The sequence below is a fragment of the Gluconobacter sp. genome (assembly GCF_047722525.1).
GTDB lineage: Bacteria > Pseudomonadota > Alphaproteobacteria > Acetobacterales > Acetobacteraceae > Gluconobacter.
In genome coordinates this window covers 1-14207 of record NZ_JBDNYY010000034.1, presented here as the reverse complement: position 1 = coordinate 14207, position 14207 = coordinate 1, and the positions used below count along the sequence as shown (strand labels likewise).

The 14207-nt window shown below is 55.0% G+C and carries 17 protein-coding genes; 7 read left to right on the top strand and 10 right to left on the bottom strand.

From position 1 onward, the window contains the following. Positions 1–51 precede the first annotated feature (51 nt). Together vapC and vapB are read right to left on the bottom strand one after the other, a co-directional pair. Entirely contained in the window at positions 52–456 is a 405-nt protein-coding gene (vapC, locus tag ABF859_RS14405; protein WP_023942105.1) for a type II toxin-antitoxin system tRNA(fMet)-specific endonuclease VapC, read from the bottom strand. Further along, positions 456–680: a type II toxin-antitoxin system VapB family antitoxin gene (gene vapB / locus ABF859_RS14400; RefSeq protein ID WP_211499663.1), complete on the bottom strand. Its 225-nt coding sequence runs from the start codon at positions 678–680 to the stop codon at positions 456–458. The genes vapC and vapB overlap by 1 nt, the downstream gene beginning before the upstream one ends. A 783-nt stretch (positions 681–1463) precedes the next feature. On the opposite strand from vapB, the gene scpB reads away from it, so the two are divergent. The 5 genes from scpB (at position 1464) to ABF859_RS14375 (ending at position 6174) form a co-directional block, all read left to right on the top strand. Next, positions 1464–2000, top strand: a complete 537-nt coding sequence (gene scpB, locus ABF859_RS14395) for an SMC-Scp complex subunit ScpB (protein WP_415528359.1) — start codon at positions 1464–1466, stop codon at positions 1998–2000. Between the two features lie 150 nt (positions 2001–2150). Continuing rightward, positions 2151–3149: a site-specific integrase gene (locus ABF859_RS14390; RefSeq protein ID WP_415528358.1), complete on the top strand. Its 999-nt coding sequence runs from the start codon at positions 2151–2153 to the stop codon at positions 3147–3149. A gap of 3 nt (positions 3150–3152) precedes the next feature. Further along, the gene (locus ABF859_RS14385) at positions 3153–3938 is read left to right on the top strand and encodes a hypothetical protein (RefSeq protein WP_415528357.1); all 786 of its coding nucleotides are present in this window, start codon (positions 3153–3155) and stop codon (positions 3936–3938) included. Positions 3939–3975: 37 nt separating this feature from the next. Continuing rightward, positions 3976–4689 (top strand): segregation/condensation protein A, encoded by a 714-nt coding sequence (locus ABF859_RS14380; RefSeq protein WP_415528356.1) that lies wholly within the window; start codon positions 3976–3978, stop codon positions 4687–4689. 561 nt (positions 4690–5250) lie between these two features. After that, on the top strand, positions 5251–6174 hold the full coding sequence (locus ABF859_RS14375; RefSeq protein ID WP_415528355.1) for a replication protein RepA: 924 nt from the start codon (positions 5251–5253) through the stop codon (positions 6172–6174). Positions 6175–6255: 81 nt separating this feature from the next. Here ABF859_RS14375 and ABF859_RS14370 read toward each other — a convergent pair whose 3' ends face one another. Both ABF859_RS14370 and ABF859_RS14365 read right to left on the bottom strand, forming a co-directional pair. Further along, the gene (locus tag ABF859_RS14370; RefSeq protein WP_415528354.1) at positions 6256–6585 is read right to left on the bottom strand and encodes a monooxygenase; all 330 of its coding nucleotides are present in this window, start codon (positions 6583–6585) and stop codon (positions 6256–6258) included. Positions 6586–6784: 199 nt separating this feature from the next. After that, positions 6785–7135: a transposase gene (locus tag ABF859_RS14365; RefSeq protein ID WP_415528361.1), complete on the bottom strand. Its 351-nt coding sequence runs from the start codon at positions 7133–7135 to the stop codon at positions 6785–6787. A gap of 14 nt (positions 7136–7149) precedes the next feature. On the opposite strand from ABF859_RS14365, the gene ABF859_RS14360 reads away from it, so the two are divergent. Next, entirely contained in the window at positions 7150–8403 is a 1254-nt protein-coding gene (locus ABF859_RS14360) for an MFS transporter (RefSeq protein WP_415528353.1), read from the top strand. A gap of 68 nt (positions 8404–8471) precedes the next feature. Here ABF859_RS14360 and yghU read toward each other — a convergent pair whose 3' ends face one another. The 5 genes from yghU to ABF859_RS14335 form a co-directional block, all read right to left on the bottom strand. Beyond that, complete coding sequence (gene yghU / locus ABF859_RS14355; protein ID WP_415528352.1) at positions 8472–9350, bottom strand: glutathione-dependent disulfide-bond oxidoreductase; 879 nt, start codon at positions 9348–9350, stop codon at positions 8472–8474. Then, positions 9347–10066 carry a glutathione S-transferase family protein gene (locus tag ABF859_RS14350; protein WP_415528351.1) on the bottom strand — a complete coding sequence of 240 codons (720 nt, stop codon included), beginning with the start codon at positions 10064–10066 and terminating at the stop codon, positions 9347–9349. The genes yghU and ABF859_RS14350 overlap by 4 nt, the downstream gene beginning before the upstream one ends. A gap of 109 nt (positions 10067–10175) precedes the next feature. Continuing rightward, positions 10176–10853, bottom strand: coding sequence for a peroxiredoxin-like family protein (locus ABF859_RS14345; protein WP_415528349.1), 678 nt, complete (start codon positions 10851–10853; stop codon positions 10176–10178). A gap of 103 nt (positions 10854–10956) precedes the next feature. Then, positions 10957–12051: an alkene reductase gene (locus ABF859_RS14340; RefSeq protein ID WP_415528348.1), complete on the bottom strand. Its 1095-nt coding sequence runs from the start codon at positions 12049–12051 to the stop codon at positions 10957–10959. 24 nt (positions 12052–12075) lie between these two features. Then, positions 12076–12711 carry a glutathione S-transferase family protein gene (locus ABF859_RS14335; RefSeq protein ID WP_415528347.1) on the bottom strand — a complete coding sequence of 212 codons (636 nt, stop codon included), beginning with the start codon at positions 12709–12711 and terminating at the stop codon, positions 12076–12078. A gap of 268 nt (positions 12712–12979) precedes the next feature. Between ABF859_RS14335 and ABF859_RS14330 the strand changes: the two genes are divergently transcribed. Next, positions 12980–13876 carry a LysR substrate-binding domain-containing protein gene (locus ABF859_RS14330; RefSeq protein WP_415528346.1) on the top strand — a complete coding sequence of 299 codons (897 nt, stop codon included), beginning with the start codon at positions 12980–12982 and terminating at the stop codon, positions 13874–13876. A 14-nt stretch (positions 13877–13890) separates the two neighbouring features. Here the strand turns inward: ABF859_RS14330 and ABF859_RS14325 are convergent. Beyond that, a partial coding sequence (locus tag ABF859_RS14325; protein ID WP_415528345.1) for a DUF1275 family protein occupies positions 13891–14207 on the bottom strand: 317 nt, incomplete at its 5' end.

Genomic DNA, 14207 nt, shown 5'->3' with positions numbered 1-14207 from the left:
CTCAAAACAGGCCTGCCATGGCGCATTAGCTCCGCCGCTTAAACACAGTTGCTAATCCGGCGTCCAATCTTCAGAACGTAATCCATTTACCCGAGTAAATTCTCGTAGGTTTCCGCTTACAACGACCAGTCCTTTGCTCCGGGCATGCCCCGCAATCATTAAGTCATACGGTCCGATAACACACCCACGGGCTTCCAGATCAGCCCTGATTTCTGCTGTATGTGCTGCTGCATCATCGTCAAATGGCAAAACAGACAAACGCGCAGCAAAATGCTCTACCTCCCGTCGGATTTTTGCCGGATTTTGAGATCTTTCCGCCCCATAGAGGAGTTCGTAAAGCACAACATCTGAAATACAGAGGGCCTCGGCGTTATCGTTGAAACGCTCGCGTAAGCCCTTTGGACGGTCACGCAAGACACGGATACAAAAATTTGTATCCAGAAGATAACGTAGCATCAAAAGCTTTCGCGGTCCTGCATTGCAGGTTGATTGCGTTCGGGTAATTCAGTGCCGGAGGACGAAAAAAAATCATCCCATGCGGCATGCGCAGGCGCAATAATGCGTCGTACGCCATCGGGAATGATCACGACATCCTTCAGGCCAAGGTCAAAGGCAACTGCTTTGGGAAGCCGTACAGCCTGAGAGCGATTGGAAAGAAAGAGAGTTGTGCGGGCAAGCATGGCATCCTCCATAAGGGATATACTAAACGTATATCCATAAATTGATCTGATACCAACAAAATTCGTTCAGCTTTGAATTGGGCTATTTTCCGTCACCGTTCTGGAAGCCAATGTCCATAACAAACATCAAAATAGACGACGGCTTTTTATCTTTTTCCGCCGAGATCAGACCTACCCCTCTTCCCCCGAAGAAGATTAGCCATAGTGTATTTCATACTCCTTAAGATTCATTCCAATCCGATAGGGCCCTTCGAACAGATCCCCAAGGGCCAGACGCCTTCGCAAGGTCAAACGGCGTTGGGCCAGATGATACATTCGGTCATGCAGCAGATGGCAGCGTTGACAGAGTGCACGCAGATTGCGCCACCGGTTGCTGGTGGGGTCGTGATTTAGATGCGCCGCTGCCAGAACTACCTTCGTCTGTCGCATTTGCAGATGCTCGATCAGGTCCGGGGGTGAAACCCGTCTGCCTCGGCCATTGAACCAGTGCCCTGTTTCCGGATGTTTCCATCGGCCACCCGGTAAGACCTGAAGGAATTGTCCATGGGGTCGACCACACCGCTGGCACAGTCCCCTAGCCCGCTCGAACCGCACCTGTCGGCTCAACTCGGGCCAGTTGAGAGGATATAATGCTTTCAGTTCCGGTCGGATCGGCATTTCTATCCTTTAGCACAAAAACAACGTTTAACGACGACGTCTTGCGGAGCCTGACCGCCTCCTCTCCTAGAAAAGATCCACCCCGAGCATATCGCAACCCCTGGTGGAAAACGGAAAACCAGCCCTATGCTCTCGACCATGACGTCCTCTGTCTCCGATCCCGTCCGTCTCGCCGAAGCCCTCCTCTTCCAGAGCAGCGGTCCTGTGTCCCGAATGACGCTGGCGCGGGCTCTGGGAGACGACGTAGAAATCGTCCAGATCCTGAACCAAGTGGCCAGACGCACCGAGGGGCTGGGGTTTGAGTTGGTCGCGGCCGGAGACGGCTGGATGTTCCGCACCGCCCCCGACCTGGAGGAAGCCCTGAGGGCGGTATTGGAGCGACCGCCAGAACGCCTGCCCCGGGCCGTGCTAGAAGTGCTGCTGCTGATCGCTGCGCGTCAGCCGATCACACGGCCCGAGATTGAAAGCTTCCGGGATGCCGCCCTTTCGCAGAAGACCTTGGCTCTTCTGCAGGAAAAGGATCTTATTCGCAGCCTCGGTCGCAAGCCAGTGCCAGGCCAGCCGCAGCTTTGGGGGACGACCGAGACCTTCCTCGTGACCTACGGCCTGAGGTCCCTGGCCGAACTGGATCCGCTCCTCGAAGGTCTGAGAGGCCCGCTTTAAGGCCTTTGGGGCTCTTTCTGCGGGCTTCTGGGACTGCTTTTGCTTATTTTAACACGTGGTAATGTTCTCTTACCGCGTGTTAATTCAAGGTTGCCTTAATTTGTGTCTTACGGCAGACTCATTGGATATTTCAGAGGGAAGATCACCGGCATGACAGTCCCGACAGATCCCGCAAAGCGTCTCTCCGAAGCGCCCTCCCCTGCTCTGCAAAGTGCCTTGGACGCAGCAAAAGACAGTGCCCGAACCGCGGCCTATGCACCCGAAACCCTGCGAGCATATGCCCATGACTGGCAGGCCTTCTGTCACTGGTGCGACGAACACGGAACGTCTCCTCTTCCGGCCGCTCCTCCCGTCGTTGCGGCCTGGCTGCACAGTCTGGCACCACGTTTCAGCCGCTCGGCTCTCACCCGTCGCCTGGCGGCCATCGGCTATCAGCATCGCATGCGGGGACTGGAGTGGAGTTCGGGTCACGCTGCCATTCGTACCACTCTGCGCGCGGCAGGGCGTCTCTATGGCACGCCGCAGAAACAGGCCGCTGCCCTCACCTCCCAGGAACTCCGCAGGCTCGTCGCCCCCGCACAGGGCAAAACTGTTGAAACGCTAGCGGATCTGCGCGACCGGGCGCTTCTGCTGATCGGCTTTGCAGGTGCGCTGCGACGTTCAGAGCTGGTTGCCCTCACAACAGAGACCGCCCGGATCGTCGGCACAGGACTGAAGCTCCACATCGCCCGCAGCAAGACCGACCCCGAGCATCGCGGCGAAGAGGTGTTTCTCCCCCGCGGCAAGCATCGCGAAACCTGCCCGGTTCTGGCTCTGGAGCGCTGGCTGAAGAAAGCCGAGATTACGGATGGTCCGCTCTTCCGGTCCATCAACCGCTGGGAGCAGGTGGGACGCGATGCCCTACATCCGGATGCGGTCCGGCAGATCCTGCTACGCCGTGCCAGGGTGGCCGGGCTCAAGGTGCCTTCCGGGGAGCGCCTCAGCCCACATGGGCTGCGCGCGGGCTTCGTCACCGAGGCCTTCCGTGCCAACGCCCGGGACGAGCAGATCATGGCGCATACCCGCCACCGGGATCTGCGCAGCATGCGCCGCTATGTTCGTCGGGCCCGTCTGGACCTGGACTCTCCCGCCCATCTTCTGGACCTGTAGCCCATGCCACAAACGACGGCTGAAATCATCGCGGACGTTGATGCAACAGTCGCGCGCCTGGAAGCCTATCGTCTGGAACTGGAAGCGCGCGCCGTTGCCCACGGGTATCTCGAACCGGGCCCCAGTGACGACGATGAACCGGGGGGCGGCTTTCGTCTCCCCACCCGTCCGGCAGTTCCCAGCCACACCCCAAGGCCACCGGCAAGCGGCACGGCCTTTTCAATCTCCGGGTCACAACTTTTAGAGCGGAAGACCCCTCTTTCTCCTCCGCTATTCAATCCTCAACCGGATTGGCTGGCACATGTCTTGACCGTCACAGGGTCAGAAGCCGTGCTGGCCCGGTTCCAGGCAGCAGCAGCGGGTACTGGCCGTCTCTCCTGGGGGCCGGATGTCACCAACCATGAAGATCTGAGCCGGATCTTTCCCGTTGGGGACGCCCGTACGACCGCTTTGATCGACCAGATTGCCCAGAGTCAGAAGGGACTTCTCGTCCGGGAAACCGGATCGAGCTCTGTCGTGTTTGATCTCAATGCCCTCTGCCCGATGCCTCTGGATCTTCTTGCCCTCGGCCCCGCTTCCCCCACGACACAGAGCTGGCTGTGGGAGCACTGGGGAACCTCCCGGCCACTGCAGCAAGTCGACGTCATGGACGGGCATCCGAAGAGAAGTTCCACTCGCTGGAGTGTTTCTTTCTGGTCGGCGGACTGGACACCCTGGGCGGCTCTTCAGGCGATTGCAATCCAATGGCCCGCTCTCACCTTTTCCATACGCCCGATTTACGATGTCTGAGGGACGCCTTCTGGAGGTTGGAGCCTGGCAGGGCCCTATGGAGGCGCTCCTGCAGGCCGTTCGTCGTCATGCGTTAGATCTTCGGACGCTGCCGCTGACAGAGGTAATCGACCAGTTTTTGATCTGCGTGGAAAAAGAGCTTAAAAATCGTCCTCTCGAACAGACCGCAAACGGACTTGTTCTGGCAGCGACCCTTCTTCAAATGCGCTCAGCTCTTCTGCTTCGGGAAGATACGAAAGAGCACCTTGCCGCCCATTCAGCTGCCGAGCAGATCCAACGCGCCCTGCTTCGAAAGGACACGCTTTTGCGTGCCGTGGAGTGCTTTGAAACTCGGCCTGTGCTGGGCGAAAGTGTTTTTGAGCGCGGAAAACAATCCCCCTCGCCTTCTGCTACTGAGACAGCGTCTTTAATCCTCACCGGGGATCTGCTGGACGCGCTTTTGTCAGCATCTCGTCGGAGGGCAAGGCTGCGGCCTCCAGAGAGTATCTTCCAGCCTTCTTTTGTACCACGTGTTTCTGTTCAGGACGCTTTGGCATGGTGGCAGCGGAAAATTCGGGACCATCCGGAGAGCACGTGGGACCTCGTCGAGGGCGTGATGAGTCTTTCTCCCCGAGAAAGTCTTCAAAGCCTCACCCAGCGCAAGGCCGAGTGGGCTGCTCATCTTTCGGCAGTTTTGGAACTTGAAAAACGAGGAGAATTATATCTTAGACAGTTGCACCTGCCACGAACATTTGCAGTTGATCGTCCCTGACCAGCTATCCCGGCAAGCTTACTGTCGCACTCAGCGGATTCAGAAATATCTTCGATATCTCACTGAATTTATGGCTAATTTTATCCTATATTTAGAAATTAGGCCATTAGAATCAATATGTTTGGTTCTCTATTCAAACGGTACGATGAGAAATTTTTGCACCGCCGAACGGCCAGCTTATTGTGCACTCAGTTGTTTGGACTCTTCTCGCTCTATCCCCCTCGCTGTCCGCATCATCTTCTTTCATACCTTTTGGACTCTACTCGCCCCCTCTTGGACTTTCCTCGCTCATTGCCGACAGCCGTAATCCACAGCGATTTGAATTTAAAACAGTTATCCCTTGGGATCTCCTCGCTCATTTCTTGGGCTTTGCTCGCTATAATGGCAGTTATCCCTTGGACTCTGGTCGCACATATCTAATAGATATATCTAATAATCTTCCTAGAGCATGCGAGCAGAGTCCAAACCACGGCGAGTGGAGTCCAACGGAGTTCTGTGGAGAACTCGCCGCGAGCAAAGTCCAAATTGACACCCGATCGCCGGCCATGGAAAGTCACGTTCATGGGTGAAATACACAACCTTCTTGAACGCCATGGACTCCATGAAGCTCGGCGACAGGCGTCTCTCGATGGGCAGCTAAGCCGTGTATGTGTCGATGCTGCTCATGAAGTATTAAGTGATGAAGCTTTACAAATTGGCATCACTCATTCGGGCTTTGCGATGGCTGCTCTGCCTCATAAAAAGACTGAAGAGACCGTATGGGAACGTGAAGGCGGAGGAATCAAGCTCCTTATTGAAAGCGGCTTAAACGACGACAAAACTCCCGTTGGTATTCCATACGGCTCAATGGCTCGTATGATTCTCCTCTATTTACAAACTCAAGCAGTAAAAACACAATCCCGTGAAGTCGAACTTGGTTCTTCAATGAATGCTTGGCTTAAAGTAATGGGAATTACTGTTGGTGGGAAAACTTATAATTCCGTAAGAGACCAAGCAAAAAGAATAAGTCAGTGCAGGCTAACATTTTTTCGTGTTCACAATGGAGCGAAGATGGTTAGTAATGGAGCATTTGTACGGGATGCAATCTTTCCAATTCAGGAAGATGAAAATCAACCTTCGTTTTGGAGAGAAGTTGTTCGCTTAGACGAAAGTTTTTACGAAAGCTTGATTGACCATCCTCTACCACTTCGGGAAATAGCGATTCGTCAAATATCCGGAAAATCAAAAGCGATAGATACATATATTTGGTTAGCTTACAGGCTACATATACTCAAAGAACCAGTATCTATCTCGTGGCATGCTTTCAAAGGGCAGTTTGGACCAGAATATGCGCGTATGCGTGACTTCAAACGTGATATTACAGGCCCACTAAAACTAGCCCTCTCTGTTTATCCAGAAGCACACGTAGATGTTGATATGGAAAAAGGGTTGATACTATATCCCTCCCCTCCTCCAGTACCAGAGAGACGTATACTAGGGCGTTAAATATATAACTATTAAATCGGACAATAAAGATAAGGCCAAATATTGCTTGTTGGGCGAAACAATAAGCAATTTGGATAATGCCTATGTCGCTTTAGAATCATCTGAAAAATTATCGCTTGCCCAGGCAATAAAGCTATCAGGACGAATGAGCGGGGCATAAAGGCCCCAATAGCCCTTCGCATTACAAGCAATGTAAGAAAGCTGATCCTGATAACAATCAGAAAGTTTTCGCAAAGAATCGCTCTTACTGAGAGCAAGTAGAAGAGTTTTTCCGTTTAAAAGATGTTCCTTCAGGTGCGTCCGGTCACTCAGTTCGAAATCACCAGCAATCAGGAATTTGGTAAGATCGCCATACAGGCCCTCAATGTTTGCCAACCGAACTATCTGTAAACGTCCGCTTTTGAAAAGCATGTAGCCTGCATCTAACCGGCCGGGAAGTAGGCGACTGCCGCCTGTCTGCTTATAGGATAAAAATTACAAAAATGGACATAATGCGAGCGGATCGAGTAAATCATTCATTGAGCGTTTATTCTAGGGCCTGTTAGGTCTTGAGATGATCTACGGTTGAAGCGATGTAGATGACGGCCATGAAGGATGTGGCGGTTTTTTCCTATCGTGTACCGACCGCTCTCCATTCCTTAAGACGCGCCCACAGGTTTTCGACCAGATGTCGGTGCCGATAGGCCCATTTGGGGCAGGCTACCTGCGGCTCGTTGCGTTTTGTCGGGATGACTGGGCGTGAGCCCCTTTCCCACAGGGCTTCTCGGAACTGGTTCGAGGCGTAACCCCGATCGCAGACGACGTAGCGCGGAGCATGCGGCAATGCGTCAAAGCCATCGAAAAAACCTATACCAGATAAACGTGTCTTCGCTACTTTAACAGTCAGAGTACGGCGAGACTTCAACGCCAGAAAACCGGGACTCTTCCAAAACGATCTTCCGGAGTAGAGGGGGCCATCCATGCCAAAAGGCATGGATGGCTATTCTTTTTGCTACCGCCCCCTTCAACGGGTTACGTGAGGCGATTTATTCCTCCAGAAGCAGGGTTTTTGAATTGCCATTCATGGATAATCCCCACCCAGCCTCGGCTCTCGCACAGCATGCGACCCGTTTAGCGTTCCTTATTGCCGGTTTTTCGGGTGCGGCATGGGCGCCGATCATTCCCTATGTCAAGCTGCGATGCGGGCTCACAGACGCGCATCTTGGCCTCCTTCTTCTGTTTTTGGGGATGGGCTCGATCGTTGCGATGCCTCTTGCTGGAAGTCTGGCCGGGCGCTTTGGGTGTCGGTGGATCATCGCAGTGGCCACCCTGGCAGTTTGCTGTAGCCTGCCGGTTCTTTCGTCTTCAGACGTCATGCCGCTTCTTGCCGTTGCTCTGACCTTTTTAGGAGCGGGTGTTGGATCGATAGACTGCGTCGTCAATGTGCAGGCTGTCATTGTCGAACGGGCCTGTCAGAAAACCATGATGTCGGGTTTTCATGGCCTTTTCAGCGTAGGCGGTCTCTTGGGAGCGATCGGCGTGAGCAGCCTGCTCAGTCTTGGCTTCTCGCCGTTGCAGGCGTCTTTTGTCGTTGTTGTCCTGCTACTGCTGAGTGCCTGTCTGGCACTCCCTGGACTGCTGACTGGACGAATCCATTCGGAAACTGGACCTGCCTTTGCTCTCCCTCAGGGGATTGTTCTGACCATAGGGGTTATGTGCTTCATTGTCTTTCTGGCAGAAGGAGCTGCCATAGACTGGAGTGCAGTCTTCCTGACTACGGTACGACATGTTGAAGTGCGTTACACCGGATTGGGGTATGTCGCGTTTGCCTCTACAATGACCATTGGGAGACTGCTGGGAGATCGGCTGGTTCGCCATATCCCGGGTCGTATGCTGGTGACAGGCGGAAGTCTGCTGGCTGCCTTGGGAATGCTTTTAGTGGCAGGTGTTCCGGTCTGGCAGATCACATTGTTGGGCTATGCCCTGGTAGGTGCAGGATGTGCCAATGTGGTTCCAGTGCTTTATTCAGCCGTTGGGCGACAGACCTTTATGCCAGAACATCTTGCGGTGTCTGCCATAACAACGCTCGGCTACTCAGGAATTCTGGCTGGGCCTGCGGCTCTTGGATTTGTCGCTCAAAGTGCAAACCTCCCGTTCGCGCTCGGAAGCGTAGGGGTTTTGCTGGTCTTTGTTATGGTGATGGGGCTGATGCTGCCTCAAGCTCTCATCAATGGTGAAACGCCGAAGTGAGAAACGTTGAATTTGAGAGGAGGCCACTCGATTCAGCGTTTCTCAAAACCCGGCTTATGCTTGCAGAATCAGGCTCTATCGGCCTTTCGGTCCTGCGTTTTTGTCTCGAAATCGGATGCGTCGTGACGTTCATGAAGCTGGCTTGAGAGGTCTCCGGATGTCCGGTTGACCATACGGCCACGCTGAACGGCAGGCCGTTCCAGAAGTCGGTCTGCCCATGCCCTGAGATGGGGATAGTCCTGAACGCTCAGGAATGTGGCCGCATCATTATAGAGCCAACCCTCGACCAGGCCCCCGTACCACGGAAAAATGGCCATGTCGGCAATCGTGTATGCTTCGCCAGCTATGAAGGGGCTTTCTGCAAGACGCCGATCCAGCACATCCAACTGGCGCTTGGCTTCCATGGCAAAACGATTGATCGCATATTCTATTTTCTCTGGCGCATAAGCATAGAAGTGCCCCAATCCGCCACCGATATAGGGCGCACTGCCCACCTGCCAGAAAAGCCAGTTCAAACATGCTGTGCGATGGGCAATATCCTTGGGAATGAAAGCACCGAATTTTTCGGCCAGATACAGCAGGATTGACCCGGACTCAAAAACGGCCAGAGGCTGATCGCCGCTATGATCGACAAGGGCCGGAATCTTTGAATTCGGATTGATCTCCGTAAAGCCGGAGCCGAACTGATCCCCTTCGCCAATGCGAATAAGCCATGCGTCATATTCGGCCTGCGTACGACCCGCAGCAAGCAGCTCCTCAAGGAGGATCGTGACTTTCACACCATTGGGAGTGCCCAGAGAATAGAGCTGGAGCGGGTGACGGCCAATGGGAAGGATCTGCTTGTGGGTGGCGCCGGCAGTCGGGCGGTTCGTACTGGCGAATTTGCCGCCATTTGGTGCCGTCCATGTCCAGACTTTGGGGGGTGTATAATCGGAGGGTTCACTCATGAAACTGTTCCTTTTGACACTGGAGAGAAACTGGTCGGGTACATGGCTTGGCGCGCGTCTTGATCCATTACGGTCTTGAATGCGTGCCCGTTCATGATGGCATGAGCACGATCGACTGCCGGACGAGCATTCATCCTGTCCATGAAACGGCTCAGATTGGGCCAGCGTTCAAGCGGCCGCTCATCACCTTTCATGACCCGTGCTGCCCGGTCCAGCCAGCCCCATGCCGACATGTCCACAATCGTATAATGGTCCCCGACAATAAAAGATCGCCCTTCCAGGTGATCGTTCAGGACCTGATAATGCCGCTCCGCTTCACGACGATATCGATGGACCGCATAGTCCAGACCTTCCGGTGCTGCATGCTGGAAATGCACAGCCTGTCCTGAGAAGGGACCAAGACCCGTTGCAACAAACATCAGCCATGACAGAAGCTGGGGGCGATCCTCCGCCGTTCCAAGGAACTGTCCCGTTTTCTCAGCCAGATAGAGAAGGATGGCCGTTGAATCGAACAGGATTGCGGGACTGCCCTGTGGACCATCCGTGTCTACGAGAGCAGGTACTTTGCCATTGGGATTGATGGCCCGAAATGCGGGATCATGCTGGGCACCGCGATAGGTATCGACCGGGACCGCTTCGAAAATCATGCCCGTTTCAGCCAGGAACAGTGCAATCTTTGCCGGGTTCGGACCGGGGCCATAGTAGAAGTGAATCATGGGCCACTCCCTTGGGTTCAGTGCAGGAAAAGTTTTTGCGTGATGGCGACCGGGATGGTCCTGAACCAAAAGCTGATAGGGCCATATCCAGACGCTAAAAGGCTAAGAATTAGTTTGCCGAAGCCTGTGTTGCTTTTCGAAGTGCCGGCAGCATGTCTTCCGGCTCCGGGCGTCGGGTATAGTCCGGATTGACCTCGGCATAGAGGATCATGCCGTCCTGTCCGATGACGAAGCGGCCGGGCATCGGCAGCGTCCAGCTCTCATCACCATTGAAAGACGGAAGATCGTTTTTCAGATTGGTATAAAGGTCCACGAGATAGTCCGGCAGGGCGAACCGCAGACCGAACGCCGCTGCAACGTCGTTATGGACATCCGACAAAATGGGAAAATCGAGATGGTTCTGACGGACCGCTTTGCGACTGTTCACGGCCGTTTGCGGCGAGATAGCGATCAGGCTGGCACCGAGTTCGCGGAAAGACGGAAGTGCAGCCTCAAGAGCCTGAAGCTCCATATTGCAGTAGGGGCACCACACACCGCGATAGAAGCTGATGACCAGTGGGCCTTTTGACAACAGATCTGCGGAGGACACCGGATTGCCCTCCGGGTCGTTCAGAGTGAAGGATGGAGCCTTGTTACCGGCTTTAAGTGCCTTTTCTGCTGCACCCGAAGCGACCAGTTCAGCGGTTGCGCGGTGCATGACTTCAATCACCGAGGCAGGAACATTGTAAGGTGGCTTGCCCGCTTCGAAATCAGCCTTGAAAGCGTCGAGTTTTGTCTGAAGAGACATGGGGGTTTCCTTTGGAATGAGGCAGCGCCTGATGTTAGGGGCGCTGGTTTTTTCAGGGATGACGGCATGGAGGACTATTGGTCATTCCATGCCGGAATAATCGTCAGTCGGGCGTCTGGGCACTTGGGTAATCGGTGTATCCGTGTGCCCCGCCGCCGTAGAAGGTTGTGCGGTCGTATGGCGTGAGCGGCAGGTTGTGACGCAGGCGTTCAGGCAGGTCGGGGTTACTGATGAATGCCCGACCGAACGCCACGGCATCCGCATCTCCTGCCTGAAGGATGGCTTCGGCGCTTTGAGCGGTGAAGCCGCCCGCAGCTATGATGGTGCCACGAAAATGCTGGCGCAGGTTTTTCGCCGCCACAGGCTCTGATTCCGAGATCAGTTCAGTCCCCTTGATGCGCGGTTCGACGACATGCAGATACGCAATGCCCAGATCGCCAAGTTTTTCGGCGACATACTCGAAGGTTTTCTGTGGTGTGCTGTCTGACATGGAGCCGTAGGTGCCGCTCGGGCTGAGCCGGACGCCGACGCGGTCTTTTCCCCACACCTCAATGGCAGCCTGCGTGATTTCAAGCAGGAACCGCGCACGGTTTTCGATCGGGCCGCCATACTCATCCGTGCGGTGATTGGTTCCATCCTGCAGGAACTGGTCCGGGAGGTAACCATTCGCACCATGGATTTCCACACCATCGAAACCGGCGGCTTTAGCGCGGGCTGCACCTTGACGATACTGGTCGATCACAGCTGGAATGTCCTGAAGTTCCAGGGCACGCGGCATCGAAAATGCCCGGGCTCCATTGGGCGTATAGGCATCGCCCTCGGCCTGAATGGCTGACGGCGCGACCGGGACTTTACCGTCTGGCTGAAGGTCTGGGTGGGACTGCCGTCCAACATGCCAGAGCTGCATGAAGATTTTCCCACCGCCTGCATGAACGGCATCCGTGACAGTGCGCCATCCTTCAATTTGCGCATCCTCATAAATGCCAGGAGCGCCAGCATAACCGTAGCCTTCCCGCGCCACCGGCGTTGCTTCCGAAATGATAAGACCGCCTTTGGACGTTCTTTGGCTGTAATATTCGCGGATCAGCACGCCGGCTTTGTCTCCGGGTTCTGACCGCAGACGTGTCAGCGGGGCCATGACGATACGATGGTCGAGCGACAGCGCCCCTGTCTTGAAGGGGGTAAACAGTTTGGACATGGTTTTTCCTTGGAAGGAGCTGTCTCAGTCCTGGGGGACCAGAGCTTCGATACGGGCAATACCGCGTTGAACGGCAGGTCGGCTCTCGATATCCGCGTACCAGCGGGCGACATGAGGCGTGTCGTCGAGCGTGATATTGGGAAAACTGCGACGCCACAGCCAACCGAAATGGGCGATATCAGCGATGGTGAATTCGTCTCCAGCTACGAACCGGCTTTTGGCAAGCACCCTGTCGAGGATATGAAGCGTCCGGTTTGCTTCAGTTGAGAAGCGCTCCAGCGCAATCGGTTCTGGTGCTGCTGCGAACTTTTGAAAAAAGCCGGATTGTCCGAAGGCCGGGCTGAGGCCAGAGGCGTGAAAGAACAACTGCTCTAAAACACGCGCACGAGCTTCACCATGAGCGGGAAGAAGCCGGCCTGTTTTCTCTGCAAGGGAAACGAGAATGGCGGCTGATTCCGTCAGAGAAAATGCCTGTTCCGTCTCATTCGTTTCCACGAGAACCGGCACTTTCCCATTGGGGTTTAACGTCAGAAATTCCGAAGTCTTCTGCTCCCCTTTACGGACGTTTACGCCATGAAGCGTGTAGGGAAGCTCAAGCTCTTCCAGTGCAATTGTCACCTTGACGCTGTTAGGTGTTGCGAAAGCGTAGACGTCAAACATCGGCGGTTTCTCCCTGTCTTGTAGAAGACAGGCCGGACATGACATGTCCCAGAAGAGTAGATGCAGCGTGCAGCAGGCTGCCTGTCAGCTGAAAAGCCAGAAGACTGTCTGCAACGACCAGTCCAGACGTAGCGCGTATGAATGAACCGGACATCTCTGGGCTCCTTTGAAACCCGGCCTGTCCAGGTTGATACCTAAGAGATGCTTCTTCCGCACTCGACAGGGCAGACTGCTTGAGGCGATAATGGTCATTCCCTGGAGGAATATCATGGACCGCTATCAGGCAATGGCCACGTTCATACGCGTGGTGGACACGGGATCGTTCTCGGCCGCAGCACGACAGCTCGGCGTCGGTCAGCCGGCGGTGTCCAAGACTATCGCGCAGCTTGAGGCGCGCCTTCAGGTCAGTCTGCTCATCCGCTCCACACATGGCCTGACGCCGACCGAGGCAGGACAGAGCTTCTACGAGCGGGCACGAAACGCCATTCAGGAGGCCGATGAAGCGGAGCTTGCCGCAAAGGGAGCAGGATCCGGTCTGTCAGGCCGACTGCGGGTCTCGGCAGCAACGACATTTGCACGACTGCATATCATCCCGGAGTTACCGCGGTTTCTTGCAGAGCATCCTCAGTTGACCGTCGAGATTATTCTTGATGACCGCATGATCGATCTCGTGGCGGAAGGCGTCGATATTTCCTTGCGGATGGGAACACTCGCGGATTCCACGGCAATCGCCCGCAAGATCGCCACAGGACGACGCTCGGCCCTCGCTACGCCTGCCTATCTCAAACGGGCAGCCGCCCTCCGCTCTCCCGCGGATCTGGCGAACCATGAGGCGATCATTTACAGCCAGTTACCAAGCGCATGGTCATTCCTGCGAGAAGGGGCCACGGTGTCGGTCTCTGTCAGCGGACGACTTAAGGTCAGCGCTGCGGAAGGGCTCAGGGCCGCCGTTCTGGCAGATATGGGACTGACCATCGCGTCCGACTGGATGTTTGCACCAGAACTCGACACTGGCACCGTCGTTCGCGTTCTTGAAGCGTGGTCCCTGCCGACAATCGATCTCTGGGCCGTCTTTCCTGCAGGACGGATGATGACCGCCAAAGCTCGTCAATTCGCAGATTTTGTGGAAGGCATCATGAAGATAGTGGACAAGCCCTACATATAAGCAGGCGGCTCCTTTCAGTCCTCGTAACGCCCGTCACGCTCTGTTCTCCAGACGTCCCAGTAAAGAAAACCAAGAAACGGCAGGGGCCAGAGAAACGGAAAACTGCCGTGCATTGCCAGCCCGAATGCTGCCATCACTGCCCCCATGAAAAAAGACAGGAAGGATAGTCCCGGCAGAAGAATACTTCCGGAGAGCGGTGTCGTTACTCGCGACGGTGCCAGTTTTGCAGCCACCCAGGTTGCAATGCCAGATGCGGCTTTCAGAAGATTGGTTGTAATGACAATCGTCGGCATTGATGTGCCGGAAAATTTCGCAATGGTTTCTCCCTGTA

Bases quoted from the DNA above. Each gene is read 5' to 3' on its own strand.
- vapC (WP_023942105.1), bottom strand. From the start codon at position 456: ATGCTACGTTATCTTCTGGATACAAATTTTTGTATCCGTGTCTTGCGT.
- vapB (WP_211499663.1), bottom strand. From the start codon at position 680: ATGCTTGCCCGCACAACTCTCTTTCTTTCCAATCGCTCTCAGGCTGTA.
- scpB (WP_415528359.1), top strand. From the start codon at position 1,464: ATGCTCTCGACCATGACGTCCTCTGTCTCCGATCCCGTCCGTCTCGCC.
- ABF859_RS14390 (WP_415528358.1), top strand. From the start codon at position 2,151: ATGACAGTCCCGACAGATCCCGCAAAGCGTCTCTCCGAAGCGCCCTCC.
- ABF859_RS14385 (WP_415528357.1), top strand. From the start codon at position 3,153: ATGCCACAAACGACGGCTGAAATCATCGCGGACGTTGATGCAACAGTC.
- ABF859_RS14380 (WP_415528356.1), top strand. From the start codon at position 3,976: ATGGAGGCGCTCCTGCAGGCCGTTCGTCGTCATGCGTTAGATCTTCGG.
- ABF859_RS14375 (WP_415528355.1), top strand. From the start codon at position 5,251: ATGGGTGAAATACACAACCTTCTTGAACGCCATGGACTCCATGAAGCT.
- ABF859_RS14370 (WP_415528354.1), bottom strand. From the start codon at position 6,585: ATGCTTTTCAAAAGCGGACGTTTACAGATAGTTCGGTTGGCAAACATT.
- ABF859_RS14365 (WP_415528361.1), bottom strand. From the start codon at position 7,135: ATGGATGGCCCCCTCTACTCCGGAAGATCGTTTTGGAAGAGTCCCGGT.
- ABF859_RS14360 (WP_415528353.1), top strand. From the start codon at position 7,150: ATGGCTATTCTTTTTGCTACCGCCCCCTTCAACGGGTTACGTGAGGCG.
- yghU (WP_415528352.1), bottom strand. From the start codon at position 9,350: ATGAGTGAACCCTCCGATTATACACCCCCCAAAGTCTGGACATGGACG.
- ABF859_RS14350 (WP_415528351.1), bottom strand. From the start codon at position 10,066: ATGATTCACTTCTACTATGGCCCCGGTCCGAACCCGGCAAAGATTGCA.
- ABF859_RS14345 (WP_415528349.1), bottom strand. From the start codon at position 10,853: ATGTCTCTTCAGACAAAACTCGACGCTTTCAAGGCTGATTTCGAAGCG.
- ABF859_RS14340 (WP_415528348.1), bottom strand. From the start codon at position 12,051: ATGTCCAAACTGTTTACCCCCTTCAAGACAGGGGCGCTGTCGCTCGAC.
- ABF859_RS14335 (WP_415528347.1), bottom strand. From the start codon at position 12,711: ATGTTTGACGTCTACGCTTTCGCAACACCTAACAGCGTCAAGGTGACA.
- ABF859_RS14330 (WP_415528346.1), top strand. From the start codon at position 12,980: ATGGACCGCTATCAGGCAATGGCCACGTTCATACGCGTGGTGGACACG.